This is a genomic window from Deinococcus wulumuqiensis R12 (assembly GCF_011067105.1).
GTDB classification, from domain to species: Bacteria; Deinococcota; Deinococci; order Deinococcales; family Deinococcaceae; genus Deinococcus; species Deinococcus wulumuqiensis.
Genome location: NZ_CP049357.1, coordinates 1,487,951 through 1,513,899, shown reverse-complemented (window position 1 = coordinate 1,513,899; position 25,949 = coordinate 1,487,951). Strand labels below are relative to the sequence as shown.

At 67.4% G+C, this 25,949-nt stretch carries 27 protein-coding genes; 12 read left to right on the top strand and 15 right to left on the bottom strand.

The window, feature by feature from the left end:
* The first annotated feature begins 111 nt into the window (after nucleotides 1-111).
* From rlmN to trpA, 7 genes are all read left to right on the top strand, one after another.
* A complete protein-coding gene (rlmN, locus tag G6R31_RS07395; RefSeq protein WP_017868995.1) occupies nucleotides 112-1,152 on the top strand; it encodes a dual-specificity RNA methyltransferase RlmN in 1,041 nt (346 codons plus the stop codon).
* Between the two features lie 201 nt (nucleotides 1,153-1,353).
* On the top strand, nucleotides 1,354-3,135 hold the full coding sequence (locus G6R31_RS07390; RefSeq protein ID WP_017868994.1) for a tetratricopeptide repeat protein: 1,782 nt from the start codon (nucleotides 1,354-1,356) through the stop codon (nucleotides 3,133-3,135).
* Entirely contained in the window at nucleotides 3,132-4,397 is a 1,266-nt protein-coding gene (locus tag G6R31_RS07385) for an SPOR domain-containing protein (RefSeq protein WP_081608164.1), read from the top strand. Before G6R31_RS07390 ends, G6R31_RS07385 begins: the two co-directional genes overlap by 4 nt.
* An 11-nt stretch (nucleotides 4,398-4,408) precedes the next feature.
* Nucleotides 4,409-5,101, top strand: a complete 693-nt coding sequence (locus tag G6R31_RS07380) for a redox-sensing transcriptional repressor Rex (RefSeq protein WP_017868992.1) — start codon at nucleotides 4,409-4,411, stop codon at nucleotides 5,099-5,101.
* Nucleotides 5,098-5,739: a hypothetical protein gene (locus tag G6R31_RS07375; RefSeq protein ID WP_017868991.1), complete on the top strand. Its 642-nt coding sequence runs from the start codon at nucleotides 5,098-5,100 to the stop codon at nucleotides 5,737-5,739. The genes G6R31_RS07380 and G6R31_RS07375 overlap by 4 nt, the downstream gene beginning before the upstream one ends.
* A 124-nt stretch (nucleotides 5,740-5,863) precedes the next feature.
* The gene (gene trpB / locus G6R31_RS07370) at nucleotides 5,864-7,105 is read left to right on the top strand and encodes a tryptophan synthase subunit beta (protein ID WP_017868990.1); all 1,242 of its coding nucleotides are present in this window, start codon (nucleotides 5,864-5,866) and stop codon (nucleotides 7,103-7,105) included.
* Nucleotides 7,102-7,911, top strand: a complete 810-nt coding sequence (trpA, locus tag G6R31_RS07365) for a tryptophan synthase subunit alpha (protein ID WP_017868989.1) — start codon at nucleotides 7,102-7,104, stop codon at nucleotides 7,909-7,911. Before trpB ends, trpA begins: the two co-directional genes overlap by 4 nt.
* A 55-nt stretch (nucleotides 7,912-7,966) precedes the next feature.
* Here the strand turns inward: trpA and G6R31_RS07360 are convergent, their stop codons facing one another.
* Complete coding sequence (locus tag G6R31_RS07360; RefSeq protein WP_017868988.1) at nucleotides 7,967-8,296, bottom strand: DUF309 domain-containing protein; 330 nt, start codon at nucleotides 8,294-8,296, stop codon at nucleotides 7,967-7,969.
* Nucleotides 8,297-8,378: 82 nt separating this feature from the next.
* On the opposite strand from G6R31_RS07360, the gene trxA reads away from it, so the two are divergent.
* Nucleotides 8,379-8,708, top strand: a complete 330-nt coding sequence (gene trxA, locus G6R31_RS07355; protein ID WP_017868987.1) for a thioredoxin — start codon at nucleotides 8,379-8,381, stop codon at nucleotides 8,706-8,708.
* A 71-nt stretch (nucleotides 8,709-8,779) separates the two neighbouring features.
* Here trxA and G6R31_RS07350 read toward each other — a convergent pair whose 3' ends face one another.
* The 11 genes from G6R31_RS07350 to sdhC all read right to left on the bottom strand — a co-directional run bounded on the left by G6R31_RS07350 (nucleotide 8,780) and on the right by sdhC (nucleotide 17,245).
* Nucleotides 8,780-9,376, bottom strand: a complete 597-nt coding sequence (locus G6R31_RS07350) for an RBBP9/YdeN family alpha/beta hydrolase (RefSeq protein WP_017868986.1) — start codon at nucleotides 9,374-9,376, stop codon at nucleotides 8,780-8,782.
* Nucleotides 9,376-10,392: a M42 family metallopeptidase gene (locus tag G6R31_RS07345; RefSeq protein ID WP_017868985.1), complete on the bottom strand. Its 1,017-nt coding sequence runs from the start codon at nucleotides 10,390-10,392 to the stop codon at nucleotides 9,376-9,378. Before G6R31_RS07345 ends, G6R31_RS07350 begins: the two co-directional genes overlap by 1 nt.
* An 11-nt stretch (nucleotides 10,393-10,403) precedes the next feature.
* Nucleotides 10,404-10,817 (bottom strand): isochorismatase family protein, encoded by a 414-nt coding sequence (locus G6R31_RS07340; RefSeq protein WP_017868984.1) that lies wholly within the window; start codon nucleotides 10,815-10,817, stop codon nucleotides 10,404-10,406.
* A gap of 33 nt (nucleotides 10,818-10,850) precedes the next feature.
* The gene (locus G6R31_RS07335) at nucleotides 10,851-11,300 is read right to left on the bottom strand and encodes a TlpA family protein disulfide reductase (protein WP_017868983.1); all 450 of its coding nucleotides are present in this window, start codon (nucleotides 11,298-11,300) and stop codon (nucleotides 10,851-10,853) included.
* Between the two features lie 83 nt (nucleotides 11,301-11,383).
* Nucleotides 11,384-11,707 (bottom strand): DMT family transporter, encoded by a 324-nt coding sequence (locus G6R31_RS07330; RefSeq protein WP_017868982.1) that lies wholly within the window; start codon nucleotides 11,705-11,707, stop codon nucleotides 11,384-11,386.
* Complete coding sequence (locus G6R31_RS07325; protein ID WP_017868981.1) at nucleotides 11,704-12,030, bottom strand: DMT family transporter; 327 nt, start codon at nucleotides 12,028-12,030, stop codon at nucleotides 11,704-11,706. Before G6R31_RS07325 ends, G6R31_RS07330 begins: the two co-directional genes overlap by 4 nt.
* Nucleotides 12,031-12,446: 416 nt before the next feature.
* Nucleotides 12,447-13,586 (bottom strand): NAD(P)/FAD-dependent oxidoreductase, encoded by a 1,140-nt coding sequence (locus G6R31_RS07320; RefSeq protein WP_017868980.1) that lies wholly within the window; start codon nucleotides 13,584-13,586, stop codon nucleotides 12,447-12,449.
* A gap of 263 nt (nucleotides 13,587-13,849) precedes the next feature.
* Nucleotides 13,850-14,644: a succinate dehydrogenase iron-sulfur subunit gene (locus G6R31_RS07315; RefSeq protein WP_017868979.1), complete on the bottom strand. Its 795-nt coding sequence runs from the start codon at nucleotides 14,642-14,644 to the stop codon at nucleotides 13,850-13,852.
* 58 nt (nucleotides 14,645-14,702) lie between these two features.
* Complete coding sequence (sdhA, locus tag G6R31_RS07310; protein WP_017868978.1) at nucleotides 14,703-16,454, bottom strand: succinate dehydrogenase flavoprotein subunit; 1,752 nt, start codon at nucleotides 16,452-16,454, stop codon at nucleotides 14,703-14,705.
* A 57-nt stretch (nucleotides 16,455-16,511) separates the two neighbouring features.
* Complete coding sequence (locus G6R31_RS07305; RefSeq protein WP_017868977.1) at nucleotides 16,512-16,889, bottom strand: succinate dehydrogenase hydrophobic membrane anchor subunit; 378 nt, start codon at nucleotides 16,887-16,889, stop codon at nucleotides 16,512-16,514.
* Nucleotides 16,889-17,245, bottom strand: a complete 357-nt coding sequence (sdhC, locus tag G6R31_RS07300; protein ID WP_017868976.1) for a succinate dehydrogenase, cytochrome b556 subunit — start codon at nucleotides 17,243-17,245, stop codon at nucleotides 16,889-16,891. The genes G6R31_RS07305 and sdhC overlap by 1 nt, the downstream gene beginning before the upstream one ends.
* A gap of 251 nt (nucleotides 17,246-17,496) precedes the next feature.
* On the opposite strand from sdhC, the gene G6R31_RS07295 reads away from it, so the two are divergent.
* Nucleotides 17,497-17,739: a hypothetical protein gene (locus tag G6R31_RS07295; protein ID WP_017868975.1), complete on the top strand. Its 243-nt coding sequence runs from the start codon at nucleotides 17,497-17,499 to the stop codon at nucleotides 17,737-17,739.
* Nucleotides 17,740-17,754: 15 nt separating this feature from the next.
* On the opposite strand, the gene G6R31_RS07290 is transcribed toward G6R31_RS07295, so the two are convergent.
* Nucleotides 17,755-18,597, bottom strand: a complete 843-nt coding sequence (locus G6R31_RS07290) for a phosphatase PAP2 family protein (protein WP_017868974.1) — start codon at nucleotides 18,595-18,597, stop codon at nucleotides 17,755-17,757.
* A gap of 76 nt (nucleotides 18,598-18,673) precedes the next feature.
* Here G6R31_RS07290 and G6R31_RS07285 point away from each other — a divergent pair, with 76 nt between their 5' ends.
* Nucleotides 18,674-19,777, top strand: coding sequence for a WD40 repeat domain-containing protein (locus G6R31_RS07285; RefSeq protein ID WP_017868973.1), 1,104 nt, complete (start codon nucleotides 18,674-18,676; stop codon nucleotides 19,775-19,777).
* Nucleotides 19,778-19,825: 48 nt separating this feature from the next.
* On the top strand, nucleotides 19,826-21,409 hold the full coding sequence (locus G6R31_RS07280) for an ABC transporter ATP-binding protein (protein ID WP_017868972.1): 1,584 nt from the start codon (nucleotides 19,826-19,828) through the stop codon (nucleotides 21,407-21,409).
* 375 nt (nucleotides 21,410-21,784) lie between these two features.
* Here the strand turns inward: G6R31_RS07280 and G6R31_RS07275 are convergent, their stop codons facing one another.
* Nucleotides 21,785-22,783 carry an ABC transporter permease gene (locus G6R31_RS07275; protein ID WP_017868971.1) on the bottom strand — a complete coding sequence of 333 codons (999 nt, stop codon included), beginning with the start codon at nucleotides 22,781-22,783 and terminating at the stop codon, nucleotides 21,785-21,787.
* A gap of 173 nt (nucleotides 22,784-22,956) precedes the next feature.
* Nucleotides 22,957-23,994 carry an ABC transporter permease gene (locus G6R31_RS07270; RefSeq protein WP_017868970.1) on the bottom strand — a complete coding sequence of 346 codons (1,038 nt, stop codon included), beginning with the start codon at nucleotides 23,992-23,994 and terminating at the stop codon, nucleotides 22,957-22,959.
* Between the two features lie 736 nt (nucleotides 23,995-24,730).
* On the opposite strand from G6R31_RS07270, the gene G6R31_RS07265 reads away from it, so the two are divergent.
* Nucleotides 24,731-25,939, top strand: a complete 1,209-nt coding sequence (locus tag G6R31_RS07265) for a WD40 repeat domain-containing protein (protein ID WP_188713206.1) — start codon at nucleotides 24,731-24,733, stop codon at nucleotides 25,937-25,939.
* Nucleotides 25,940-25,949 lie beyond the last annotated feature (10 nt).

Below are 25,949 nucleotides of genomic sequence, written 5' to 3'. Positions count from 1 at the left end.
CTGTATAGGCCCGACTGTGCAGGAATGAAGCGGAATCCGTATCAGGGGCCGCGCACAGCCCACGTCTGGCAGTCCACAAATGCCGCTGCCGGGTTGCTCTAGACTGCGCTGATGCGCCTGCTTCTCGACCTGCACCCTGACGACTATCCCCTGGAGGGCTTTCGCCGCAAGCAACTGCTGGAGTGGGTCTTCGTGCAGGGGGTGGGGGCCTTCGACACCATGACCAACCTGCCCGCCGGGCTGCGGGCACAGCTGGAAGCCGAGTACCGCCTCAACCCCTTTCAGGACATCGAAACCGTGCGCAGCCACGACGGCTCGGTCAAGTACCTCTTTACCCTGCTCGACGGGCGGCAAATGGAAGCGGTCTACATGCCTTACCTCGACCGCAAGACCATCTGTGTGTCCACCATGGTCGGTTGCCCGGCCCGCTGCGCCTTTTGCGCGACCGGAAAAATGGGCTTCGGGCGCAACCTGACTCCGGGCGAAATCGTGGGACAGGTGCTGGCGGTGGCCGGGGGCGAGGGGATTTCCCCGCGTGAGATTCGCAACCTGGTGTTCATGGGCATGGGCGAGGCGCTGCTCAACTACGAGCACAGCATGGCGGCGGCCCGCGTGCTGCTGCACCCCGACGCGCTGGGCATGAGCAAGCGCCGCGTGACCCTCTCGACGGTGGGCATCGCCAAAGGGATTCGCCGCCTCGCCGAAGAAGACGACCTGGGCATCAAGCTCGCCATCTCGCTGCACGCCCCCGACGAGGAGACGCGCCAGAAGATCATCCCCACCGGCGCGGCCAACTCGATTGACGAGATCATGGCGGCGGCCCGCGATTACCAATCGGTGACCGGGCGGCGCGTGACGATGGAATACACCATGCTGCGCGGCGTCAACGACCATCTGTGGCAGGCCGAACTGCTCGCCGACCGCCTGAGCGGGCTGGTCAGCCACGTCAACCTCATTCCCATGAACCCCTGGGAAGGCTCGGACTTCGAGTCGAGCAGCGAGGAGCAGATTCAGGCGTTTTACGACGCTCTTCAGGACCGGGGGGTGGACGTGTCGGTGCGGCGCTCGCGCGGCAAGGATGCCGGAGCCGCCTGCGGGCAGCTCGCGTTGCGGCGTCCCGGCGCCCGCACCGGAGCGGTCGGCGCCGCCTGATTCCCGGAAACGCCGCTTCGGGAAACCGCTTCAAGCTGGGCCTGCGGGGGGCACTGGGGGCAAAGGTTTTTTTCCCTGACGGGGCATGGGAAAATCAAGGTGAAGAGGCTGTCCCCATCGCCGGGGTCCGGCGCAGTAAGGGTTGCGCAAGGCCGCTGGCGTCATACTGACTGCTGCCCGTCTTTTCAGGAGGCTCTATTCATGCTTGTTTCCCCTGACACTTCCCGGTTTCTCGCCGCCCGCCTGCTTCTTGGGGTCTGGCTGGCCTGCGGCGCGGGTGCCCAGGCCCAGACCCTGATGGATACCTCAGCCGCCATCGGGGTGCAGAACACCCTCAACCAGGTGCAGCCCGGCGTCCGGCAGGTGCCCGGTTCCATGACCGTGCAGTTCGACGCCTGCCAGATGGCCCCCGAACTGTGCAAGGACGGCCAGCCCATCGGCACTGCCCCGGCGTCTCCGGCCTCCGTTCCCGGTCAGCCTCAACCCGCCCAGGCTGCACCCGCCCCGGCTCCCGCTGCGCCGACTGTACCCGCACAGACCGGTCAGGCGGCGGCCGAACAGACCCCCGCCGCCCGGCCCGCGCCTGTGGTGGTGCCGCTGACCGCCGAGCAGCAGCAACTGTTGCTGGGGGCACAGGCGCAGTTTGCCTCCGGGCGTTTTGCCCAGGCCCGTAACGAGTTCGAGGCGCTGATCGTGCGCAACTACAGCAGCCCCGAGCCGCACTTCGGGCTGGGTCTGGCGCTGTATCAGCTCGGGGACCTGCGAGGGGCCGCGTTCGAGTTCGGGCAGTTCATGCAGTTCGCTCCCCAGCGGTACGAAGGGCCTTACAACCTGGGCGTCATCGCGGCCCGGGAAGGCCGCTACCCCGAGGCGCTGCGGCTGTACGGCGACGCGCTGGCGCTGGCGGTCTCAGCCCCGCCTGCCGCCCGGGAAACGCTGCTGCAGGCGCTGGCGACCGAGCAGGGGCGGGTCAAGGACTACGCGGCCCTCTCGGCGACCTACGCCGCGCTGCGGACGGCCAATCCGGAAAACGTCGAGTACATTTACCGCCACGCCCAGACGCTCTATCGGGCCGGACAGTATGCCGACGCGCTGCCGGTGACCTACGCGGTGCTGGAACGCAAGCCCAGCAGTCTGCAAGCGGCGCTGCTGCTGGCTGATCTGTACGTCGCCCAGGGGCTGCCCGACCGCGCCGTGCGCGAACTCAGCGCCGCCGCCGCGCGGGTGCTGACCGGCACCGACCGGGCGGCGCTGCTGCTGCGGCAGTCTGCCTTGCTTCAGGCCCAGAAGAACCTGCGCGGCGCCCTGAACGCGGCCAGCGAAGCCCGGCAGGAAGACCGCCGCCTGCCTGCCGCCGTGGTCCGCGAGGCCGAACTGCTCGCCCTGCTCGGCCAGCGTGCGGCCGCGATTCGGGCCTACCGTGACGCGCTGGCGCTCACGCCGAAGTCGGCGCGGCTTCACGGCGCCCTCGCCGCGCTGTATCTGGAAGGCAACCAGTATCAGGAGGCGGCCCAGGCCGCTCAGCAGGCGCTCAGGCTCACGCCCGACGCCAGCACCCAGGCGCGGGCGCAGTACGTGCGTGGCGTGGTCGCCTACCGCCAGGGCCGGTACGCCCAGGCCCGCGCCGCGCTCAATTCCAGCGTGCTGGCCGTGCCCGACGCCGACAGTCTGCTGTGGCTGGGCCTGAGCTACTACGCCCTGAAGGACTACGCCTCGGCGGTGCCGGTCCTGAGCGAGAGCGTGCGGCTGCGGCCCACCCCCGCCGCCCGGCAAAACCTCGCCGCCGCCCTGCTCGCCACCGCCCGCTACGCGGAAGCCGAGGCGCTGCTGCGTGGTCTGGTGACCGACGAGGCCAAGAACGCCGAGGGCTGGTACCTGCTGGGACTCTCGCAGCGTGCCCAGCAACGCCCCGACGAAGCCCGTCAGTCCTTCAAGACCGCCGCTGGCCTCGGCAGCTCGCGGGCCAAGGACGCGCTCAAATGACCGGCGCCCGGACCCCCTCACCCGGACGCCCCCGACCCCGCCGGACCGCTGCCGGTCTGCGCCGCTGGCCTGAATACACGGCTGCCGGTCTGGTCCTCGCCCTGGGCCTGGGCCTGGGGAGCCTTCTGCTCGACGGCAAGCGCCGCCCGGCTGAAGAGGTCGCCGCGCCGCAGCCGCCCTCCACCATTCCGGTGTCTCCTGGCGCCGTGACCGGGCTGTCTTCATCGGCACCCGCCGCGCCCTCGGCGCCCACTCAGGCCCAGGCAGGCACGATTCCTCCGGCCCCGGCGACGCCGCCTGCGCCCAAGATTCCGCCCCCGGTCCTGCCGGAGCCTCGGCGCCTGCCTGCTCCACCCACCCAAGCGAAACCGGAGACCGCCGCAGCGGGCACCCCCGCTTCCGCGTCCCAAACTCCGGCTGCTCAGGCTTCGGCGGCCCAGACCCCAGTGGCCCAGGCTCCAGTGGCCCAGGCTCCGGCAGCCCAGGCTCCGGCAGCTCAGGCTCCTGTGAACCAGGCGCCCACTCCTGCAGCAGCGACTCCGGCCCGGCCACAGCCCGAAGCCCCGGCCACGCCCGAAGCCGGTGCCCCGGCGCAGACGCAGAGCGAACCGGACTCCCCCGCGCCTGCACCGGCTGCGGGCACCCCGGCTGTCTCGCCCAGTGCCCAGCGCACGCCGCTGCGCAGCGAGTACCGCGTGATGCTGGGCACCTTCGGCAGCGAGGCGGCCCTGCGCTCGGCGACGGCGGGAGTGGGCGCCCTGGGATACACCGTCTATGCCATCGACCTGGGGAACCAGTTCGTGGCGCAGGTCGGCCCCTTCCCCGACGAAGCGACCGGCCAGCAGGCCGCCGCCGACATCCGCCGCGCCTACGCCCGGGCCGAGCTGTATCCGCCCCGGGGCCGCACCCTGCAAACCACTGCGGCGGCCTCGGCGTCTGCGGCGCCTGACCCCGCTGCGCCTGCTGCCGTCACGCCTGACCCTCCGGCCAGCGAGCCGGCAGCGCCGACGGAGGCCGCCGCTCCCCCGGCCCCGCTGCCCGCTCCGGCGGGTCCGGTCTACGTGCAGGTCGGGGCCTTCAACACCGTCGAGGGCGCGCGGCGCTTTGTCGAGCAGCTCCGGGCGCAGGGCTTTACCCCCAGTGTCAACGCCCCTGAAACCGGCAAGGTGACCGTGCTGCTCGGGCCGCTGTCGGGGGACGCCCTGCTCGCCGCCGAGGGCCGACTCGACGCGGCGGGCCTCGACCACTTCAGGTTGCGGTGAGCCGAGTGCGAGTGTCCGACATCCCGACCGCCACGCTGGGCCGCGTGGTCACCTATGTCCGGGTGCTGGAGGAGCTGGAAGCCCAGAACGTCCAGCAGGCCTCCAGCGGCGACCTCGCGCGGCGGGCCGGGGTCACGCCCTTTCAGGTGCGCAAGGACCTGACCTACTTCGGGCGCTTCGGCACGCGCGGCATCGGGTACACCGTGGCGGTGCTGCGCCGTGAGCTTCTGCGAAAGCTGGGCCTCGACCAGACCTGGAACGTGGTGATCGTCGGCATGGGCCGCCTCGGGCACGCCATCGCCAACTATCCGGGCGCCAGCGACTACCAGTTTCGCAACGTCGGCCTGTTCGACGTGGCTCCGGACGTGGTGGGGCGCGAGGTGCGCGGGCTGACCATTCAGCATATCGGTCAGCTCGGGCCGTTCGTCGCCTCGGTGGCGGGGACCCCCCGGCAGGTGGACCTGGGCCTGCTGACGGTGCCTGCCGAACATGCCCAGGCGGCGGCGCAGGCACTGGCGGCGGCGGGGGTGGGCGGCATCCTCAACTTTGCTCCAGCCGTGCTGCAAACCCAGGACCTGCTCGTGTCTACCCCCACCGGGGAACGGGAAGTCACGGTGGAAAACGTGGATTTCCTGGCTGGTATGAAACGACTCGCCTTCTATATGCTCGGGCCTCAAGCGGGGCCGACGGAGGAAACGGTATGAAAAGAATGACTTCCTTGTTGCTTTTGGCAGGTTTGGCACTGAGTGCCTGCGGCAGTGCTCCGCCCCAGATCAGTGGAAATGGCCGTGTGAGCATAGGCGTTGACGCCGACGACGCGGCTTCAAGAGTCGATGTGACCCGTTCGTACACACCCGCCACCACAGACGACAAGGGCAATGTCACTCCGGCGAAAGAGACGTGGACCGTGGGTGAGGTTGGCCCGGCGACTTTCACGTTCATGTCCCGTCCAGGCTCCGATGCCGCGTATATCACGGGCTACCGAATTGTGCGTTACGACTACAATGGTCGCATCATCGACGCTTCTGAGCCAGTTGAGAAGTCTGACCTATATGTTCCGTCGGGCTATGACTGCCCTGAGCGTGCAAGCCTTCCGAACTATCAGTCCTGCCCGCAGTTCAATACCGACGGAAGCATGAAGTCTGACACCGTTCCCGCCAACGGGCTTCCCGTTCAGATGGCTATCAATCTCGCCAGTGCCCTGGTGTCGGAAGTCCAGTCCACACGTCGGAACGCATACAGTACGGTCGATCTGGAGTTCTTTGGATACAGTGCCAACAATCGGCCTGTTACTGTCACCGTCAAAGACGTCGTTTCACGCGCCTACAAACTGGGCGACTGAGCGAAAGGCATCGTTCAAGGTGGAGGCCCCGACAAAGCGGCCTCCTTTTTTCCTTCCCAAATCTGTACAACTCGTCTAACTTTACTTGGCAACTGAAAAGGCGCTGTGGCCTAAGCTGAGCATCATGTCTCTTTCCATCCCCAGTTTTCCGCTGCCGGACGCGCGCGGGCGGTATGGCCGCTTTGGTGGACGTTATGTGCCTGAAACACTGATTCCCGCGCTCGACGAACTGGAGCAGGCGTATGAGGCGGCCAAGCGGGACCCCGCCTTTCTGGACGAACTCGACCGCCTGCTGCGCGAATTCGTGGGTCGGCCCAACAGCCTGTACCTCGCCGAGCGCCTGACCGAGCACGCGGGCGGCGCCAGGATTTATCTCAAGCGCGAGGACCAGAACTTTACCGGCGCCCACAAAATCAACAACTGTCTGGCCCAGGCCCTGCTCGCCAGGCGGATGGGCAAGAAAAAAGTGATTGCCGAAACCGGCGCCGGGCAGCACGGGGTGGCGACGGCGACGGCAGCGGCGCTGCTCGGGCTGTCGTGCGTGGTGTACATGGGCGAGGAGGACATCCGCCGTCAGTCGCTCAACGTCTTTCGCATGAAGCTCCTCGGCGCCGAGGTCCGGCCCGTGACCAGCGGCACCGGCACCCTCAAGGACGCCACCAACGAGGCGATTCGTGAGTGGGTCACGCACGTGCGCGACACCTTCTACATCCTGGGCAGCGTGGTGGGGCCGCACCCCTACCCGGCGATGGTCCGCGACTTTCAGAGCGTGATCGGAGAGGAAGTCAAGGTCCAGCTTCAGGAGAAGGAAGGCCGCAGCGTGCCCGACGCCATCGTCGCGTGTGTGGGCGGCGGGTCGAACGCCATCGGGATTTTTGCGCCTTTCGCTTACCTGCCTGAGAGCGAGCGTCCGCGTCTGATCGGCACCGAGGCCGCCGGGCACGGCGTGGACTCGGGGATGCACGCCGCCAGTGTGGCAGGCGGGCGCATCGGGGTGCTGCACGGCTCCATGATGTACCTGCTCAACGACGACGAGGGCCAGATCGTGCCGCCGCATTCCATCAGCGCGGGGCTGGACTACCCCGGCATCGGCCCCGAGCACTGCTACTACTCGGTGATGGGCATGGCCGAATACGTGCCGGTCACCGACGCGCAGGCGCTCGAAGGGCTCAAGCTGCTCACCCGTCTGGAAGGCATCATCCCGGCGCTGGAATCGGCGCACGCCATCTATCACGCCGTAGAACTCGCCGGACAGATGAAGCCGGACGAAATCGTGGTGGTCAACCTCTCGGGGCGCGGCGACAAGGACGTGAACGAGGTGATGCGCCTGCTGGACAAGGCGGAAGGCCAGGAGGCCCAGGCATGACCGCCACCGCCGAAACCGTGAACCGGGGCGTGCAGCGCCTCCACGCCGCCTTTGCCCGTGCCGGGGCCGAGGGCCGCGCCGCCTTCATTCCCTTCATGACCGGCGGTTACCCCGACGCGGGACGCTTTCTGGACGTGGCGGGCGAACTGCTCTCCCGCGCCGACATCATGGAAGTCGGGATTCCCTATTCCGACCCGCTCGGTGACGGCCCCACCATTCAGCGGGCGTCGGAGCAGGCCCTCGCGGGCGGCACCAGCACCCGGCGCACCCTGGATCTGGTGCGCGAACTGCGCCGGAAGTACGACACGCCTCTCGTCATCATGACCTATGTCAACCCCATCTACGCCGTCGGACCCGCCGAATTCATGCGGCTGGCGCAGGCGGCGGGAGTGGACGGGCTGATTCTGCCCGACCTGCCGCCGGACCAGGACCTCGAAATTGCCGACCTCGCCGCGCAGCACGGCCTGGGGGTGACCTTCCTCATCGCGCCGACCTCCACCCCGGAGCGCGTGGAGCTGGTGGCCGGGGCCTGCACCGGCTTTCTGTACGCCGCCAGCGTGACCGGCGTGACCGGCACCCGCGAAGGCTCGGCGCTCGGCGAAGTGCCCCGGATGCTGGCCCTCGCCCGCCAGCACGCCCAGGTGCCGGTGGTCGTGGGCTTCGGCGTCAAGGACGCGGCCACCGCCCGGCAGGTCGCGCAGGTCGCCGACGGCGTGGTGGTCGGCAGCGCCTTTATCGGCGCGGTGGAGGCTGGGCAGGACGTGGGCGCCCTCGCCGACGAAATCGCTGCCGGGTGCCGCCGGTAAATCCGCCGCCCCCAACGCTGAGCAGGCCGCCCGGCACACGTTCGGGCGGCCATCTTCATCCCAGCGGCAACTGCGGGCGCTGCCCTTCCGTGTTCAGCGCCTCCCACACCGCCCCGCGCAGGGCCAGCAGATTCACGCCGCCGAAGTCGCCGGGCAGGGTGTCCAGGTACTTTTCGGCTTTGTAGAAGTTGCGGTGCGCGAGGCTGCCGTGGTGCCAGCGTTTGTGCAGGGCGGCGGCGAGCAGAATCAGCGCCTGGACCAGCGCCCGCTGCTCGCCGGTGGACACCCGCCAGACGTCTTCCCAGGCTTCGTGGGCTTCCCACCAGTGCCCGGCGTTGAAAAGGTCGGCGCCGCGCCGCAATTCGGGGTTCATGCGGGCCAGCATACCCGGCAGGTTAAGGCAGGCTCAGCCTGTCCCCATGCCCCGCCTATCCGCCGATATGCGGGAGGGGGGTATAGTTCTGGACATGAAGCCTGTGGAACTCACGGACGGCAACTTTACGAGCGAAATCGCGCAGGGCCTGACCCTGGTCGACTTCTGGGCGCCCTGGTGTGGCCCCTGCCGCATCATTGCCCCGGTCATCGAAGAGCTCGCCGGTCAGTACGAAGGCCGCGTCAAGGTCGCCAAGGTCAACGTCGACGACAACCCCGCCACCAGCGGCCAGTTCCGCGTCATGAGCATCCCCACCATGATCCTGTTCAAGGACGGCCAGCCGGTCGAAGGCATGGTCGGCGCCCAGCCCAAGCGGGCTTTCGAGTCGCTGCTCGACAAGCACCTCGGCACCGCTGTCAACTGATTTTTAAGCCCCTCCCCAGGAAGCGAAGGCCACGCGCCTTTGCTTCTTTGTTTTGGCCTTTTGCCTCCTGGTCACAGCCGCGTGAACCCCTGCGGCGTCCAGGCGTGCAGGGCTTCGGAGAGCAGCACCTCGCCTTCGGGCCAGTCACCATGTCCACTGGCGATGTTGATGTGTCCGGCCTCGCCCGCCGTCACGAACGCGGCGCCCCAGGCGTCGGCAAACTGCTCGGCGCGCTCCGGGGTGCAGAAGGGGTCGTTCTCGCTGGCGACCACGAATGCCGGGAAGGGGAGGGGAAGCAGAGGCACCGGGGCCATCTGGCAGGCCGCGGGGTGTTCGCGCTGCAAGGTGGCGTTCTCGGTGTCGGGCGGCGCGACCAGCAATGCCCCCTTCACCCGTTCGCTGACGGGATAAAGTTGCGCCCAGTGCGCGACGGTGGGCACGCCGCACGAGTGGGCGACCAGCACCAGGTCGCCAGGGGTCGCCTCCACCACCTCCTGCAAGCGGGCCGCCCAGCTCTGCGGCGCCGGGTTCTCCGGGTCGTCCTGCCGCACCCGCGCCGCGCCGAACTTCTGCTCCCAGAGGCTTTGCCAGTGCTCCGGCCCGGAGTCGCCCAGGCCGGGCACGATGACCAGACGGGGCAGCCCCTTCAGGCTGGGCAGGCTGGACATCAGGCGCCCACGTAGGCCAGCATCAGGGCGGCGGTGGCTTGCAGGGCGTCGGTGTGGGTGCGCTCGTAGGCGTGGCTGGCGTCCACGCCGGGGCCGATGAGGGCCACCGGGTAGTCGCCGCCCGCCCGCCAGGCCGCCGTGCCGTCGCTGGAGTAAAAGGGGTAGATGTCCACCCGCAACTCCACCCCGGCCCGCGCCGCCGCTGCCCGCAGGCGGTTGCCGAGCGCGTGGTCGTAGGGTCCGCCGCCGTCCGCCACGCAGAGGGTGACGTGGTGCTCGCTGCTCGTCTGCCCGTCGCCCACTGCCGCCATATCCACCGCAATCAGCTCGTCGGTGTGCGGGGGAATGCCGGTGGCCGCGCCGTGCCCGACCTCCTCATAGGTGGTGACGTGAAAGGCCACCGTCTTGACCGGGGGCGAGTGCAGCAGCTCGCGGGTCACGGCCAGAAACACCGCCACTGCCGCCTTGTTGTCCAGGTGCCGCGCCTTGACGTAGCCCGCCGGGGTCAGGCGGGGCCGGGCGTCGAAGCTGACGAAGTCGCCTGTGCCCACCCCCAGCGCCCGCGTTTCGGCGGCGCTGCCGGTCACGGCGTCCAGACGCACCTCCATCACGGCGGCTTCACGGCGCAGGTCACGCAGGGCCGCCCCGTGAACGTGGGTGGACTGCCGCACGTTGACCACCGTGCCGCTCAGCATTTCGCCGCTCTGGAGGTGGACCAGCACGTCCTCGCCTTCCACCGTCGCCCAGTCGTAGCCGCCCAGGGGCCACAGCAGCAGGCGCCCGTTGGGTTTGACCGCCTTGACCATCGCGCCCAGGGTGTCCACGTGCCCGCTGTAGGTGACGTGGCCCGCCCCCGTTCCGGCGATTTCCCAGGTCAGGGCGCCCTTGCGGGTGTGCCGGGCCTGCACGCCCAGTTTGTGCAGCTCGGCCTCGACCAGGGCCACCGCCGCCCCCGTGAACCCGGTGGGACTCGGCGTGGCGAGCAGCCGCAGCAGCACGTCCAGCGTGTAGTCCATCCGCTCGCCGTTCACGCGGCGCCTCCCGCCACGACCTGCACCTGATAGCCGAGGACGCGGGCCGACTGCGCCGTCACGTCCAGTTCTTCACCCGGCAGCCCCAGCAGCGTCAGCTCGCGCACCGCCCGGCCCCGCAGCGCGGCGTCGAGGTCGGACCCGGCGAAGGCGTCGGGCAGCTGCGCCCGCACCAGCACGTCGCCCGCCTCGGCGCGGAAGTCGGGGTACAGGGTCCAGCCCTTGCTGAAGGTTTCGCCCTCGCTGCCGACTTCGCCGTCCCACTGCACCAGGGCGATCAGGTCCCCTGCGGCGCGGGCGTCCTCGATGTGCCGCAGCCAGTCGCGGGCCAGCTCGCGCTCGTCGGGTCGGTCGTGCAGGTGATGCCGCTGGGCACTGAGCAGCAGCAAGGCTCGGGGGGTCAGGGTCATGGGCGCGATGATAGGGGAAAGGGGTGCGGGAGGTCAGGTGCCCGACTGCCCCCACTCGGCCAGCAGATATTCCAGCCGGGTCTGCGCGTTCTCCTGGCTGCCGTACACGCTCCGCAGCAGTTCGCCTCCCGGCGCGAAGGCCAGCCAGTGCGGGGTGCCCTCGGTCTGCCACTCGCGGGCAAAGGAGCCGTCCAGGTCGAGCGCCACCGGAAACGGCAGTTTGGCGAAGTCCCGCGCGAATTTCACCAGGGTCGGTTCCACCTCCTCCCGCGTGAGCTGCCGATGTCCGTAACTGGTGTGAACGGCCAGCAGGTGGACATGCTCGCCGTACTCGGCGTGCAGCCGCTTGAGGAAAGGAATGCCCCGCGACACGCAGCCGGGACACTCCAGATTGAAGGTCATGACCAGACCGGGCCGCGTCCACCCGGTCGGCGGCGGCAGGGGAGAGCCGTGAACGAAGTCGGCGGGGTCGGGCCAGCGCATAGGGGCAGTGTAAACCCGAATGCGAACCCCCGCCCCGCCGCAGCCTGCCGCTTGCCCCGGCATCTTGTACCTTCCTGCGACCTTCAGTGGCCCCGGCTCAGCACGCCCACGCTGAGGACAATCAGGCCGATGCCGGCCCAGGCCGTTCCCGTCAGCCGGGTGCCGTCCAGCCGACGCGAGAGCAGCGCCGCCGTCACGATGCCCAGGCCCCCCCAGGCGGCGTAGGCCACCGCCACCGGCACCTCGCGCACCGCCAGTCCCAGCAGGGCAAAGGCGAGCAGCACCAGCCCCAGCGCGGCCAGCCCCGGCAGCGGCCTGCGAAACCCGTCCGAGACCTTGAGCAGCGCGTTGGCGGCGAGGTCCAGCGCCACCGCCCCCACAATCAGCAGCAGGGCGAGGGGGGTCATGCGTCCGCCTCCCGCGTGCCCCGGTGCAGCAGCGCGGCGCCCAGCAGCAGCCCGCCCAGCGCGAGCAGTTGCAGCGGCTGAAGGTGCTCGCCCAGCAACGCGGCGCCCAGCAGCGTGATGAGCAGCAGGCCGGTGGCCTCCCACACGGCGAACGCCACCGCCACCGGAATCTGCCGGAACGCCTGCGCGAGCAGCCAGTACGACCCGGCCAGCAGCAAAAAGGTCAGCGGGAGTTGCCCCTGATCGAATGCGAAAAGTTTGAGAGACAGGGTGCCTGTCACTTCCAGAGCGATGGCCGCAAACAGCGCGGTCCACGCACGCATAAGTCACCTTCCTTGCGGGTGGAGGAGAAAAGAGCGTCGTTGGGGAGAACGTGCGCTTCTTGCCCAGAACCCGAAGCCCGGCGCTCAGGCAAAGGCGGGGGAAGGTCAGCCGTCTGGCCGGCGCTCTCCGGTCTGTATGGTCCATCTCCCCACGAACGAAACTTCCGCACCTGCAGCTCCTGGACCTGCGGTTCACAGAGCGGGCGAGGCACCTGCCCCGGATGGGTGGACTGCCCCGGCTGCCTTCACTGTGCTCCCGAATGGTCAGGGGAACGTCGGCTGCGGCTCAAGGTTCGTTCAACCCTGGCCGTTCCGTCAGCGGCGAGTCACGGCGGCAAACAAAACCCCCGGCCCACAGGGGGACCGGGGAGGCAGGGAAACGGGGAGGCAGGGAAAACAGGGCCAGTCTCAGTGGCTCAGTCGACGCTGGAGCGCCACTTCCACTCGGACGCCCGCTTCATGACGTGGGCGATGCCGCCGGTGATGGCGAGCTTCTGGTTCCAGGGCAGCTTCATCCAGCCCACCGCCATCAGGCCGCCGAGCGACACGAATTCGCCCAGGGTGGTCGGCTCGTAGGGCACCAGGGGCCTGTTCTGCACGATGTTCATGATGTTCTTGGCGGTGGTGCGGCCCTGTTGTCCGGCGTGCTGCGCGGTGGTGGGCACCGGCTTGCCTTCCTGGTTGAGCGCCAGCCCCATGTCCCCGATGATGAACACGTCGGAGTAGCCCTTGGCCCGCAGGAACTCGTCCACGGCGATGCGCCCGCCGGGGCCTTTTTCGATCTTCTGACCGCGCACGATGTCACGGGCCTGAATGCCGCCGGTCCAGATGATCTTGCCCGCCTTGATGACCTTCTGCTCGCCGCCCTGCGTCTGCACGGTCACGCTGTCGGCGGTCGCCTGCATGATGCGGTGGCCGACCATGATCTTGATGCCGTACTCTTCCAGCGTCTGCTGCGCCTTGGCCCGCAGCGCTTCGTCCAGAATGGGCAGAATCTTGGGACCGGCTTCGACGAGGTAGATGTTGAAGGGGGGCAGGCCGCGCTCCTTGCTCAGCAGTTCGGCGCGCTGCGCGAGTTCGGTCACCAGTTCCACGCCGGTCAGACCCGCGCCGCCGACCACGATGTCGCGGTTGCCCTGGTAGCCGTTGTCGAAGGTGCGGTTGACGAAGTTGAAGATGTCGTCGGCGTCGCTGAGCTGCTTGAGTTCGGTGGCGTTCTCGGCCAGACCGGGAATGCGGTAGAAGTTGGTCACGCTGCCCAGGCCCACCACCAGGGTGTCGTACATCAGCACGCGCCCGTCCTTCAGGCCCACCTCGCGCTCGTCGAGGTCCACGTAATCCACGCGGGCCTGCTCCAGGTGCACGCCGGTGCCGCGCAGCAGCGGCAGCAGCGGCAGCGTCACGGGGGTGTTGTGGGCGGCGGCCTCGTGCAGCCGGGTCTCGAAGGTGTGGTAAGCGTTTTGCTCGATCAGCAGGCTTTCGAGGCCGGGGATCGGCTTGAGGGAAGTGGCTGTGGCGAGGCCAGCGTAGCCCGCACCGAGGATCAGGGTTTTCATCTTCAGGACTCCTGTGAAAGTATTCACGAGCAAAGGGCCACTCGGCTGCCCGCAAAAGTGCCGGGACTTTCGCCCGGCGTTCGGGTCCAGTGTACACCTTTGTCCAAAACGGTTCGTCGGATAGGCCGCTCTTGCCTGGAGGTGTCGGGCGCTGACCCGTATGGATGGACAGCCGGGGCGGGTTCAGCGGATTTGGAAAGCCGTGCCCCACGAAAAGGCGCCCCGCAGAGGAGGCGCCGTGCAAAAAGCAGTCGGAATGGGAATTACGCCTGCTGGTACATCACCGCACGCTTGACTTCCTCGATGAGGGCCGTGATGGGGATTTCACGCGGGCAGGCCTCGGTGCAGTTGTAGGCGGTGCGGCAGCGCCAGACGCCGGTGTTCTGGTTCATGATGTTCAGCCGCTGCTGCGTGGCCTGGTCGCGGCTGTCGAAGATGAAGCGGTGCGCCTGCACGATGGCCGCCGGGCCGAGGTACGAGCCGTTGACCCAGAAGATCGGGCAGGAGGTGGTGCAGCACGCGCACAGGATGCAGTTGCTGGAGTGCGCCATGCGCTCGGCCTGCGCCTCGCTCTGGATACGTTCGCCTGCGGGAGCGGGTTCCTCGTTGATGAAGTACGGCATGATCGCCTTGTACGCATCGAAAAAGGGTTCCATGTCCACCAGCAGGTCGCGCTCGACCTTCAGGCCGCGAATCGGCTCGACGGTGATCTCGCCGCCCGAACCCTTGACGAGGTCACGCACCAGAGTCTTGCAGGCCAGGCGGTTGCGCCCGTTGATCATCATCGCGTCCGACCCGCAGATGCCGTGCTGGCAGGAGCGGCGGAAGGTCAGGCTGGGTTCGTGGTACCACTTGATTTCGTTGAGCACGTCCACCAGGCGGTCACCGGCCTGCGCTTCCAGGTTGTACGTGACCCACTTGGCCTTTTTGTCGGTCTCGGGGTTGAAGCGCAGAATCTTGACTTTCAGTTGCAGCATCGGCATGTCCGCCGGGGCGAGCGGGGCCGCGCCGGACGGCAGGGCGCTGGAAGAAGAAACGGAAGTCTGGGTCTGGGTCATAACAGTTCCTTATCAGAGTGGAAAAGGCGCGACTGGCACGCTTCCCACTCTGCCGCTGTCAATAGACGCGGGCTTTAGGCTCGAAGGAGCGGGTAAAGCCCTTCAGGGCCACGTCCTTGTAGCCGATGATGACGTTGCCCGGGTTGTTCAGGTCCTTGTAGGCCATCGTGTGCTTGAGCCAGTTTTGATCGTCGCGCTGGTGGAAGTCCTCGCGGTCGTGGGCGCCGCGCGACTCGGTGCGGTTCACGGCGCTGCTCGCCATCGCCTCGGCGCAGTCGAGCATGAAACCGAGTTCCAGCGCCTCGACGAGTTCGGAGTTGTAGCGGGCGTTGGTGTCGGACACGCTCACGTTCTTGTAGCGGGTCTTGAGTTCCTTGATGATTTCGACCTGCGCCGCCATGTCGGGACCGTTGCGGAAGATGCCCACGTTGCGCATCATCGTTTCCTGCAACTCCTTGCGGATGGCGGCGGCGTTGTCCTTGCCGCTGGCCTGACGCAGCTCGTCGAAGGTGCGGCGGCTTTCGGCCTCGGGGTTTTCGGGCATCTCGGCGTACTCGACCTGCTTGGCGTACTGCGCGGCGAACATCCCGGCGCGGCGACCGAACACCACGAGGTCGCCCAGCGAGTTGGTGCCCAGGCGGTTGGCGCCGTGCAGGCTGACGCAGGCCTGCTCGCCCGCCGCGTACAGCCCTTCCACCGAGCCGCCCTGACCGTCGCTCAGGCACAGGCCGTTGAGGTCGGTGGGAATCCCGCCCATCGCGTAGTGGGCGGTGGGCTGCACCATCACGAGGTCCTTGACCGGGTCCTGGCCCAGGTAGGTGCGGGCGAGGTCGGTGATTTCGGCCAGCTTGCCTTCGATCACTTCGCGCGGCAGGTGGGTCAGGTCGATGTGGATGGCGTCCTTGTCCTTGCCCACGCCGCGCCCCTCGCGGATTTCGGTGGTCATGCTTCTGGCCACGATGTCACGTGGCGCGAGGTCCTTGATGGTCGGCGCGTAGCGTTCCATGAAGCGCTCGCCGCTGGCGTTGCGCAGAATGCCGCCCTCGCCGCGAATGCCTTCGGTCACCAGAATGCCCAGTTTGGCGAGGCCGGTGGGGTGGAACTGGTAGAACTCCATGTCTTCGAGCGGCAGGCCCTTGCGGTAGTAGATGCTCATCAGGTCGCCGGTCAGGGTCAGCGCGTTGGAGGTGATCTTGAACACGCGCCCGTAGCCGCCCGCCGCCAGAATCACGGCCTTGGCGTGGAAGGTGTGCAGCTCACCGGTGGCGAGGTCGTAGGCCACCACGCCACGGCAGCGCCCCTGCTCGATAATCAGGTCGGTGACGTGGAACTCGTTGAAAAACAGTGTGCCGGCCTTGACGTTCTGCTGGTAGAGCGTCTGGAGAATCATGTGGCCGGTGCGGTCCTTGGCGTAGCAGGAGCGCTCCACGGCGGCCTTGCCGAAGTCGCGGGTGTGGCCGCCGAACTTGCGCTGGGCGATCTTGCCTTCGGGCGTGCGGGAAAAGGGCAGGCCCATGTGCTCCAGTTCGTACACCACTTCGATGATGTCCTTACTGAACACCTCGGCGGCGTCCTGGTCGGTCAGGTAGTCGCCCCCCTTGATGGTGTCGAACATGTGCCATTCCCAGTGGTCTTCCTGCACGTTGCCGAGCGCAGCGCCGATGCCGCCCTGGGCCGCGCCGGTGTGCGAGCGGGTGGGATAGAGCTTGGAGATACAGGCGACCGACACGCCCTGTTTGGCAGCGTACAGCGCCGCCATCAGGCCCGCGCCGCCCGCCCCGACGACGATCACGTCATAACGGTGATGCATGAAAGGTTCCTCTCAATCAGGTGTTGAAGCTGTCTGGTTGCCTTCGGGTGGTGGGCTTCAGATGGAAATCAGGCCCACGGTGCCGAAGGCGAAGAGCAGCGCGATCACGGTGTAAAAGATGCCCTTGATCCAGGCGCGGTCGGGCCGCGAGCGCACGTAGTCCTCGATGGAGTAGCGCGCTCCGTTGGCCCCGTGCAGCAGCGCGAGGCTCAGAATCAGCCAGTCGTAGAACTTCCAGGCCGGGTTGCTGAGCTTGTTGACCACGGCGACATAGGTCGCGTCGGCCTCGCTGACCTGAATGAAGGTCATGTAGATGTGCCCCAGCACCAGGAAGACCAGAATCAGGCCGCTGATGCGCATGAAAATCCACCAGTTCAGCTCGGCGTTGGTGTGGGCCTGCGCCCGGGCGTCGGTAAAGGTCCGCGCCTTGATCATCAGTAGCCTCCCAGAATGCGGGGAATGTTGACCCAGGCGGTGTAGGCAGTGGCGAGCAGGGTCAGCGCCATGACGCCGTACCACATCTGCCGCTGATAGGCCACGCCCGCACCCGCGAAGTCCATCACGATGATGCGCAGGCCGTTCAGGGCGTGGTAGACCACCCCGGCCGTCACGAAGATCAGACCGACGCGAAACGGCCACAGGTCGTAGGTGTGGTGAATACGCATGTAGAACTCTTCACCCAGAATGACCGACCCGATGCTGAACACATGCAGCATCAGATAAGCCAGAATCGCCAGTCCAGACAGGCGGTGTAGCAGGAAGGCCCACTGCCCTTCTCTCCCTTTGTACATTCCTCAGTCCTCCTCAGTACCGGCCCCACACCGCCAGGAGGTGAGGAGCCGCGTTGCCCTGTCTTGTGATGGCGGCGCCACTTGCACGTCGCATCACCTGCGTGAGACCTGTGCAGCATACCACCGCCCCCCTTGCGGCAAAGGGGATATTGCCGCTGCCCGGCGCTCTATGCGGGACAGCGCCGCGTCCCGGTGCAGGAAAATCGTATGCGGGCCGACGGTGTGAGGCCCGGCGCCGCTATGCTGCCCCCATGACTCCTTCCCCTTCTCCCGAAACGGGCGCCCCCGACCTCCGCGCCGAGGTGGACTACCTGCGCAAGCTCAACCTCGCCCTGCTGACCCTGCTGGAAAAAAAGGGCGTGCTGAGCGAGGCCGAGGTCCAGACCGTGCTGCGCACCGCCCACCGCGCCGCCTCCCCGCCCAAAGCCCCGCAGCCTGTCGGCCCGGCGCTGCTGGGCACGCGCTGGGTCAAGGCCGAGGAAAGCGGAAAGTAGACCTGAGAGGAAGGGTCAACCTTCGGCCTGTTGCCCCGTTGCCCGTTGCTCCGTTTGCCTCTGCGCGTCCAGCCGCACCGGAAGCCAGCGCCGCAGCAGCAGCGGTACCCCGTGCAGCGCGATGAGCACGACCCCTGCGTACCGCAGCGCCCGCAAGAGTGGCGAGTGCCCCAGCCCGCCGAGGACCGCGCCCAGGCCCAGGTAGACGGCAAAAATCAGGGCAAGGCCCAGCGCGGCCACGCTCAGCCGCCCGGCCCAGTCACGCGGCGGGGTGAAGTCGGGCCGAGCGGCCCAGTACCCGGCGAGCAGGCCCAGCCCGGCGCTGTATTCGCGGGGCGTCTCTATGGGCAGCAGGGCGGTCAAGCCCAGCAGCAGCGCCGGAAGGCCCCAGCGGGCGGCGTTCCAGTTGGCGAAGGTGCCGTGCGCCCCCAGCCACGCAAACCCCAGCCCCAGCCCCAACCCCACCAGCACGTCGGACGGAAAGTGAACGTGCAGGACGAGGCGCGAGGCGATGACCAGCGCGACCAGCACGGCTGCGAAGGCGGTGAAGGCCGGGCGCCGCAGTTGCGCCGCGATGCCCAGCCACAGAGTCGCGCTCATCTGGCTGTGGCCGCTGGGCAGGCCGGGACCGCCCGCCGTCGCCCGCGCCGCTTCGGAGGCCAGCGTGGGGTCGGCGGTAAAGGGCCGGGGCAGGTTCAGGCCGTACTTGAGCGCCGTGTTCACCAGGTAGCTCAGCGCGAAGGCCACCCCGAGGTCGCGCCCGCCGCGCGGACTCACGAGCAGGGTGTACAGCGCCAGCACGACGAGAAACACTTCGTCGCGGCCCAGGTTGGTGACCGCCAGCCACAGGGAATCCATGCCCCGCAGTGTGGCAGGTTCAGGGGTGGGCGGCCCGCCTCATACAGCGTCAGCTCCAGTCACCGACACTGGGTTGATGAAACGGACCCTGGCCCTCACCCTGTTCGCTCTGGCTTCTGCGCTCGCCGTTCCTGCCGGGCGCTCGCTGACGCTGCCTACGCCTGCTTTCAGCACTTATATAGACGCGCAGCGGGCGGTGGTGGAGTCGCCAGACAGCGGCAAAATTACCCTGATTCCACGCATCGGCACGCCGCGAATCGTCTCGACTGGGAAGGGCAGCCGGTTTCACGCACTTCACATCACCCCGCAGGGCCGGGTGCTTGCCGCCGAACTGGATTTTGGGGATTGCCGGGTGCGCGTCTGGGACGTGAGTGCGGGGCGGCCCGTGTCCACGCTGGCGGGGGAGTGGACCAGGGCGCTGGGCTGTGACGATCCCATTGGGCTTCTCTTCGCCCCAGCCTTTTCACCCGACGGCAAAACGCTCTACACCGCCGACCGGACTGGCCTGCGCCGCTGGGACGTGGCGAGTGGAAGACCTCTCGGGGCCGCCCCAGGCAAGCTGCGTCACGTCGCCGTGTCTGCTGACCGGGTGGTGGCGCTGGGGGAGGATGGCCTCACCGTCTGGACACCTGACCTGAGCCGTCGCCTCGCCGCGTCGGGAAATCTCGGGAAGCTCTGTCTGGGCAGTCCCTATGCGGGAGTGGTAGTTCGTGGTCCCCTCGTCGCCTACAGTTGCCGCGATGAGGTGCGGGTCTGGCATTCGGGCAGCGACCAGCTCACGTTGCTGCCCCGCCAGAGCCGTGGGGCGGACTGGAACGACGCCCCTGTCTTTTCACCGGGTGCCCGCTTTCTTGCGGCGGACGAGGACACGCGCGGCGTCGCCGTCTGGGACCTGCGCAGCGGCAAACGCCTCGCCCAGACGAGCGTGCCTGCCGGGGTGCAGGTGACGGACGTGAAGTTCACCGCTCGCCGCCTGGTGGTGGCCCTCAGCGATGGGCGGGTGCAGTTCTACGACCTGACGGCGGGCCTGCGGGCGCTCCCGACACAGCAGGTCCTGACATTCCCCGGCCAGCGCACCGTCAATGTGCATGTCACGCTCGCCGTCAGCGCGGACGGGCGCGAAGTGCTTGTTTCCGCGGCTACGCCCGCCGGTCAGGTGCGGGTGCTGCCGCTGCCCTGAGCCTGCCCGCTCCCCTTTTCCCGCCGGTCATCCTCTATCCTTCAGCCCATGACCGCCCCCGCGCCCACGCTCACGCACCCTCACGCCTCGCCCGTCGCCCTGTCGCTGCGCGGCATCACCAAGCGTTTTCCACTCGTGCTTGCCAACGACAACATTTCCATGGACGTGAAATGGGGCAGCGTCCACGCCCTGTGCGGTGAAAACGGCGCGGGCAAAAGCACGCTGATGAAAATCGTCTACGGCGCCCAGCCCCCCACCAGCGGTGAAATCGTGGTGGACGGCCAGCCCGTGACCTTTTCCAGCCCCGCCGACGCCATCGCGCAGGGCATCGGCATGGTGTTTCAGCACTTTCAACTGGTGGACACGCTGACCGTGACCGAAAACGTGATTCTGGGGGCCGAGCCGACCCAGGGCACCTCCATCAACTACGGCGCGGCGCGGGCGCGGGTGGCGCAGCTCATCAAGCAGTTCAACTTCGACCTCAACCCCGACGCGCTCGTGGGCGAGCTGCCGGTGGGCCTCCAGCAGAAAGTCGAGATTCTCAAGACGCTCTACCGGGGCGCACGCATCCTGATTCTGGACGAACCCACCGCCGTGCTGACCCCCAGCGAAACGGAAGAACTGTTCGAGTTTCTCAAGGGCCAGTACGCCGCGAGCGGCAACGCCGTGATTTTCATCTCGCACAAGTTGCACGAGGTGCTGCACATCTCCGACACCATCTCGGTCATCCGTGACGGCAGGATGATCGGCTCTATCCCGGCGGCGGGCGCGACCACCGAAACGCTGGCGAAGATGATGGTGGGCCGCGACGTGACCCTGAGGGTGAACAAGCAGCCCGCGCAGCCCGGCGAAGTCGCGCTGGACGTGCAGAACGTGACGGTGCGCGGCGGCAGTGACACGGGAAGGGGAGGCGGGCACGGCGGCCACGCCGAAGCGGTGCGCGGCGTGAGCTTTCAGGTGCGGGCCGGGGAGATCGTGGGCATCGCAGGCGTGGAAGGCAACGGCCAGAGCGAACTCGTGGAGGCCATCACGGGTCTGCTGCCGTATCAGGGCCGCATCACTTACCTGGGGCGCGAGGCGCGGGGCGTGCGCGAGGTCGAAGCCTCGGGCCTCTCACACGTGCCCGAGGACCGCAACGAGCGCGGGCTGGTGCTGGAAATGTCCACCGCCGAGAACTTCATCCTGGGCGAGCAGGACCGCGCCCCCTTCGCCGGGCCGCTGGGCCTGCTCAACCTCGATGTCATCGAGCAAAATGCCCGCGACCTCTCCGAGAAGTACGACGTGCGCCCCCGCTCGACCACCCTCCCCGCCGGGCGCTATTCGGGCGGCAACGCGCAGAAAATCATCGTGGCCCGCGAAATGCGCAAAGGCCCCAAGATTCTGGTCGCCAGCCAGCCCACGCGCGGGGTGGACATCGGTGCCATCGAGTTTATTCACGCCCGCATCGTGGAAGCGCGGGACCAGGGTCTCGCCGTGCTGCTCGTCTCCGCCGACCTGGGCGAAGTCATGAACCTCGCAGACCGGATCCTGGTGATGTACGAGGGCCAGATTGCGGGCGAAGTCAGCGCCGCCGAAGCCACCGAAACGGGACTGGGGCTGCTGATGACGGGGTCGGGGGGAAGGCAGGTCTAATACGGATTCCGATTGAATCCAGCAGATTTCTGGATTCAATCCGACTGAAAGGAGTAGGAAAAGATACGGATTTCGCGATATGGATGCACAGGCGGCGCTTTCCCGACTGTGCAGGAATTAAGCGGAATCCGTATAAGGGTTTTGCCCGCTGCCGTTTCCGGGCGGGTTTTTTTACACAAAAAAGGAGGCCCCTCGCCTACTCAGGCGAAAAGGCCCCCTCCCTTAGACTCTCAGACCCTTAGAGCAGTTCTCCGAATTACGTGATGCGCGGAACGGCACCCCGCATCACTCCATTCTCCGCCCTGCTCAGTGTTTTGCACTCGCTCCGCTCGCCAAAAAGACGTTGCGTCTTTTTGTCAAATGCTCTAGACCTCTTTACTGCGTGCTGCGTGGGTCGAGCACGTCGCGCAGGCCGTCGCCGAGCAGGTTGAAGCCCAGCACCGTCAGGAAGATGGCGAGGCCGGGAAAAATCATGGTCCAGGGGGCGTCCACATAGTACTGCCGCGAGTCGGAAATCATGGTGCCCCACTCCGGCAGCGGCGGCTGCGCCCCGATGCCGAGGAAGCCCAGCGCGGCCACCTCGATGGTGGCGGTGGCGATGCTGAGCGCGCCTTGCACGATCAGCGGCGAGAGCGAGTTGGGCAGCACGTGGCGGAACACGGTGCGCCACTGGCTCGCGCCGAGTGCCCCTGCCGCCTGCACGAACTCGCGCTCGCGGATACTCAGGACCACCGAGCGGGCCAGGCGCATATACACCGGAATCTGCACCAGCGACACGGCGAGCATGGCGGTCACGAGCTGCGGACTGTTCAGGGCAAAGAGGCGGTCTAAGGCCTGAATCAGAAACGGCGGGTTGTCCGAGCTGAAGATGGTGGCGAAGCCGATGGCGAGCAGGATGCTCGGGAAGGCCAGCAGCACGTCGGTGAGGTAGCCCATCACCGAATCGAACCAGCCGCCGAAAAACCCGGCCATCACGCCGAGCAGCGTGCCGATGACCAGCGCCAGCACGGTGCTGACCACCCCGACCTTGAGGCTGATGCGGGTGCCGTGCAGCACACGCGAGTAGATGTCGCGCCCCAGGTTGTCGGTGCCGAACGGCGCGGCCCACAGGTCCACCTTGCCGCTGACGGGGTCGGTGTAGGTTTCCTTGGCCGTCTCGTTCCACAGCGCGGTGATGCTCGGCGGCTTGAGGGTCAGGCGGTAGTTGCGGTCGGTGGTGGGGTCGTAGGGCCGCAGCAGCGGGGCGAGCAGGGCGAGCAGCACGAAGAGAGAGACGATGACGGCCCCGACCTTGCCGGGCGTGCTGCGGCGAAAGCGCCGCCAGAAGACGCTCTGGCCCCGGCGCGGGGGCGCGGAAGTTACGGTTGCGGTCACGGGTTCCCCTTTATACGGATTCCGATTGAGACTGGGAGTTTCAGATTCAATCCGAGCGGATGCGAGTAGGAAAAAATACGGGTTACGCGGTATAGATGCACAGGCGGCGCCTTTCCAACTGTGCAGGCCCAACTGTGCAGGTCCGACTGTGCAGGAATGAAGCGGAATCCGTATTACCTGTACTGAATGCGCGGGTCGAGCGCGGCGTAGCTGAGGTCCACCAGCAGGTTGACCAGACTGATGACCAGCGCGATGAAAATCACGCCGCCCTGAATCACGAAAAAGTCGCGCGAGCTGATGGCGTCGTACAGCCACGAGCCGACGCCGTTCCACGAAAAGATGGTTTCGGTCAGCACCGCGCCGCCGAGCAGCCCGCCGACCTGCAACCCGATGACCGTCACGATGGGCAGCAGCGCGTTGCGAAGGGCGTGCTTGAGGGTGACAGTGCGGGCGTTCAGACCTTTGGCGCGGGCGGTGCGCACGTAGTCCTGCCCCAGTACGTCGAGCAGGCTCGAGCGCGTAATCCGGGCGATGATGGCGAGGGGAATGGTGCCCAGCGCAATGGCGGGCAGCACGAGGTGCTTGGCGGCGTCCCAGGCGGCGGCGGGCTGCCCGCGCAGCAGGCCGTCGAGCACGTTCAGGCCCGTGATGGGCTGGATGTCGAAGTCGGTGCCCAGCCGCGCACTCGGCGGCAGCCAGCCCAGCTTGACCCCGAAAAAGTACGACAGCAGCAGCCCCAGCCAGAACACCGGCATGCTCACCCCGACCAGGCTGATGGTGGTGGCGAGGTTGTCCCAGATACTGTTGCGCCGCAGCGCCGCCAGAATCCCGGCGGGCAGCCCCACGAGCAGCGCAAAAATCAGCGCGGCGAAGGCCAGCTCCACCGTCGCCGGAAAGCGCGTTTTCAGGTCGTCCTTGACCGGAATCTGCGTGACGATGCTCTTGTCGAGGTCGCCGCGCAGCAGCCCGCCCATGTACTCGGGGTACTGCGCGTTGAGGGGGCCGCCCTCGCCACCGGCATTGAAAAACCAGGGCCGGTCGAAGCCGCGCTCGTGGTTGCACGCGGCGATGGACTCGGGCGTGCCGCGCTCACCCAGAATGGCGGTGCAGGGACCGCCCGGAATCAGCCGCACGAAGGTGAACACCAGCAGGCTGATGCCCAGCATGACCAGCAGCGTGCGTGCAAGGCGGCGAATCAGATAACTGCCCAAGATGGACCTCCACAGGGGTCGGGCGTCGCCGCACCCCGACATTGCAGTTTGTGCATATGCCGCGCAGTCTAGAGCAGTTCTCCGAATTACGTGATGCGCGGAACGGCACCCCGCATCACTCCATTCTCTCCTGCGGAGCTTTGCAAGTCCGCCCTGCTCCGTGTTTTGCACTCGCTCTCTTCGAGCTGTCCCAGTCCGCTCGCCAAAAAGACATTGCGTCTTTTTGTCAAATGCTCTAAAGCCCGGCGCGGCTGGACGCGTCAGCCTGTTCTAAGCCGGTCGCAGTGAATCTCCAGATCCACCGAGCGGACCTGTAAAGCTGCCCCGCAGAGCGAGAAGCGGAAAAAGTGCGTCGGACTGGGATGGGGAGCATGTTCGGTTCTTTCCCGAGCGTGCGGAATGTTATTGAGAACGTGCAAAGTTGGTCTCAAGCCTCCGCCGACTGGCTCTGAGCTCTGGGCCATAAGCTCTGAACAGCCTCTTCATGGCTCATGGCCCAGAGCTTATGGCAAAGGGAAGGGAATGTGGCTTCTCGGCAGGTGATACGGATTCCGATTGAATCTGGTAGTTTCAGATTCAATCCGAGCGGATGCGAGTAGGAAAAAATACGGATTCCGCGATATGGATGCACAGGCGGCGCTTTCCCGACTGTGCAGGAATTAAGCGGAATCCGTATGATACGGCCATATCGCGTTCTCAATAAGTCCAACGCTCCTACGGCATACTTTATAAGCCTATGCGAGTCTCCCCGTTGCCGCGTGCGTCGCTTCCCTGCTCGCCCGTCCCGTCCCCGTCGTCCGGCGGCCCGCGCTCCGGCTCTGCGCCGTCTCGCCCCGCGCCGTCTCGCCCCGCGCGGCTGGCGCTGGCCCTGCTGCTCACGGGGCTGGGGGCAGGGTGGCAACAGGGAGCCGCCCAGACTGCAAACCTCCAGACCGCCAATCTCCAGGCCCTTGCCGTTCCCGCGCTGCCGGTGGCTGCTTCCCCCGCGTCGCCCGGTCTGCCCACCTCGCTTTTGTCCTCCCTGTCGTCGCTGAACCTGATTCCTATCGGCAGCGAGCGGCTGGAAGTGCTGGGGGTGGCCCCCGACGCGCAGGCCGGTGCGCCGGGCGCTCCCGGGGGTGGCCTGCTGGCGGTGCGCGGGGCGGGCAGCAACGCGCTGCAGCTCTACGACGCCGTCAGCGGACAGTTGCGGCGCACGGTGCGCCTGCCGCCCGAGGTGCTGGTCAATGTGCCCCCGGCCATCAGTCCCGACGGGCGCTGGCTGGCGGTGGCGATTCAGACCGACGCGGCGACCGGCGAGGGCCGCATCGGTCTGCTGTCCACCACCGACCCGGTGTACCGCTTTTTCCTGAAATCCGCCGGGCTGAGCGGCACCACCGCCCTCGCGTTCAGTCCCGACGGCACCCGGCTGGCGGCAGGCAACCGCAACGGCTACGCGCAGCTGTGGAACCTCGACACCCGCGAGCGCCTGAGCACCGTCAAGGGCCAGGGTCCGCCCCTGAGCCTGGAGTTCAGCCCCGACGGCAAGCTGTTTTTGCCCCGTTTCCCAGGTCAGAAGGGCAGCACCCTCGTCAGCGTGAGTGGCGGCCAACCGCTGGCCGTGCTGGTGGACGGTGCGGGCACGCTGGCGGTGCCGGGCCTGCTGGTGGGTGCCGGGGGCCGCGCCCTGGCCCTGCCTTCGGGGACGCCGACGCCGCTGCCTGCGTATCTGGCCGGGGGCGCGGTGCTCGCCGGGTTCGACCGCTCGCGTTCCCGCGCCCTGGTGCAGTTGCCGGTCGGCCCCGAGTGGTTGGCGCTTGAGCTGCGTGACGTGCTGACCGGCAGGGCGCTGGGACAGTGGGTGCTGCCCGCCGCCTTCGCCACTGCGCCGCGCCTGTTGCCGAGCGGCCAGCACGCGCTGATCGGGGACGGGGCGGGGGGACTGCGGCTGCTGACGCTGCGATGAGGCGGATGGC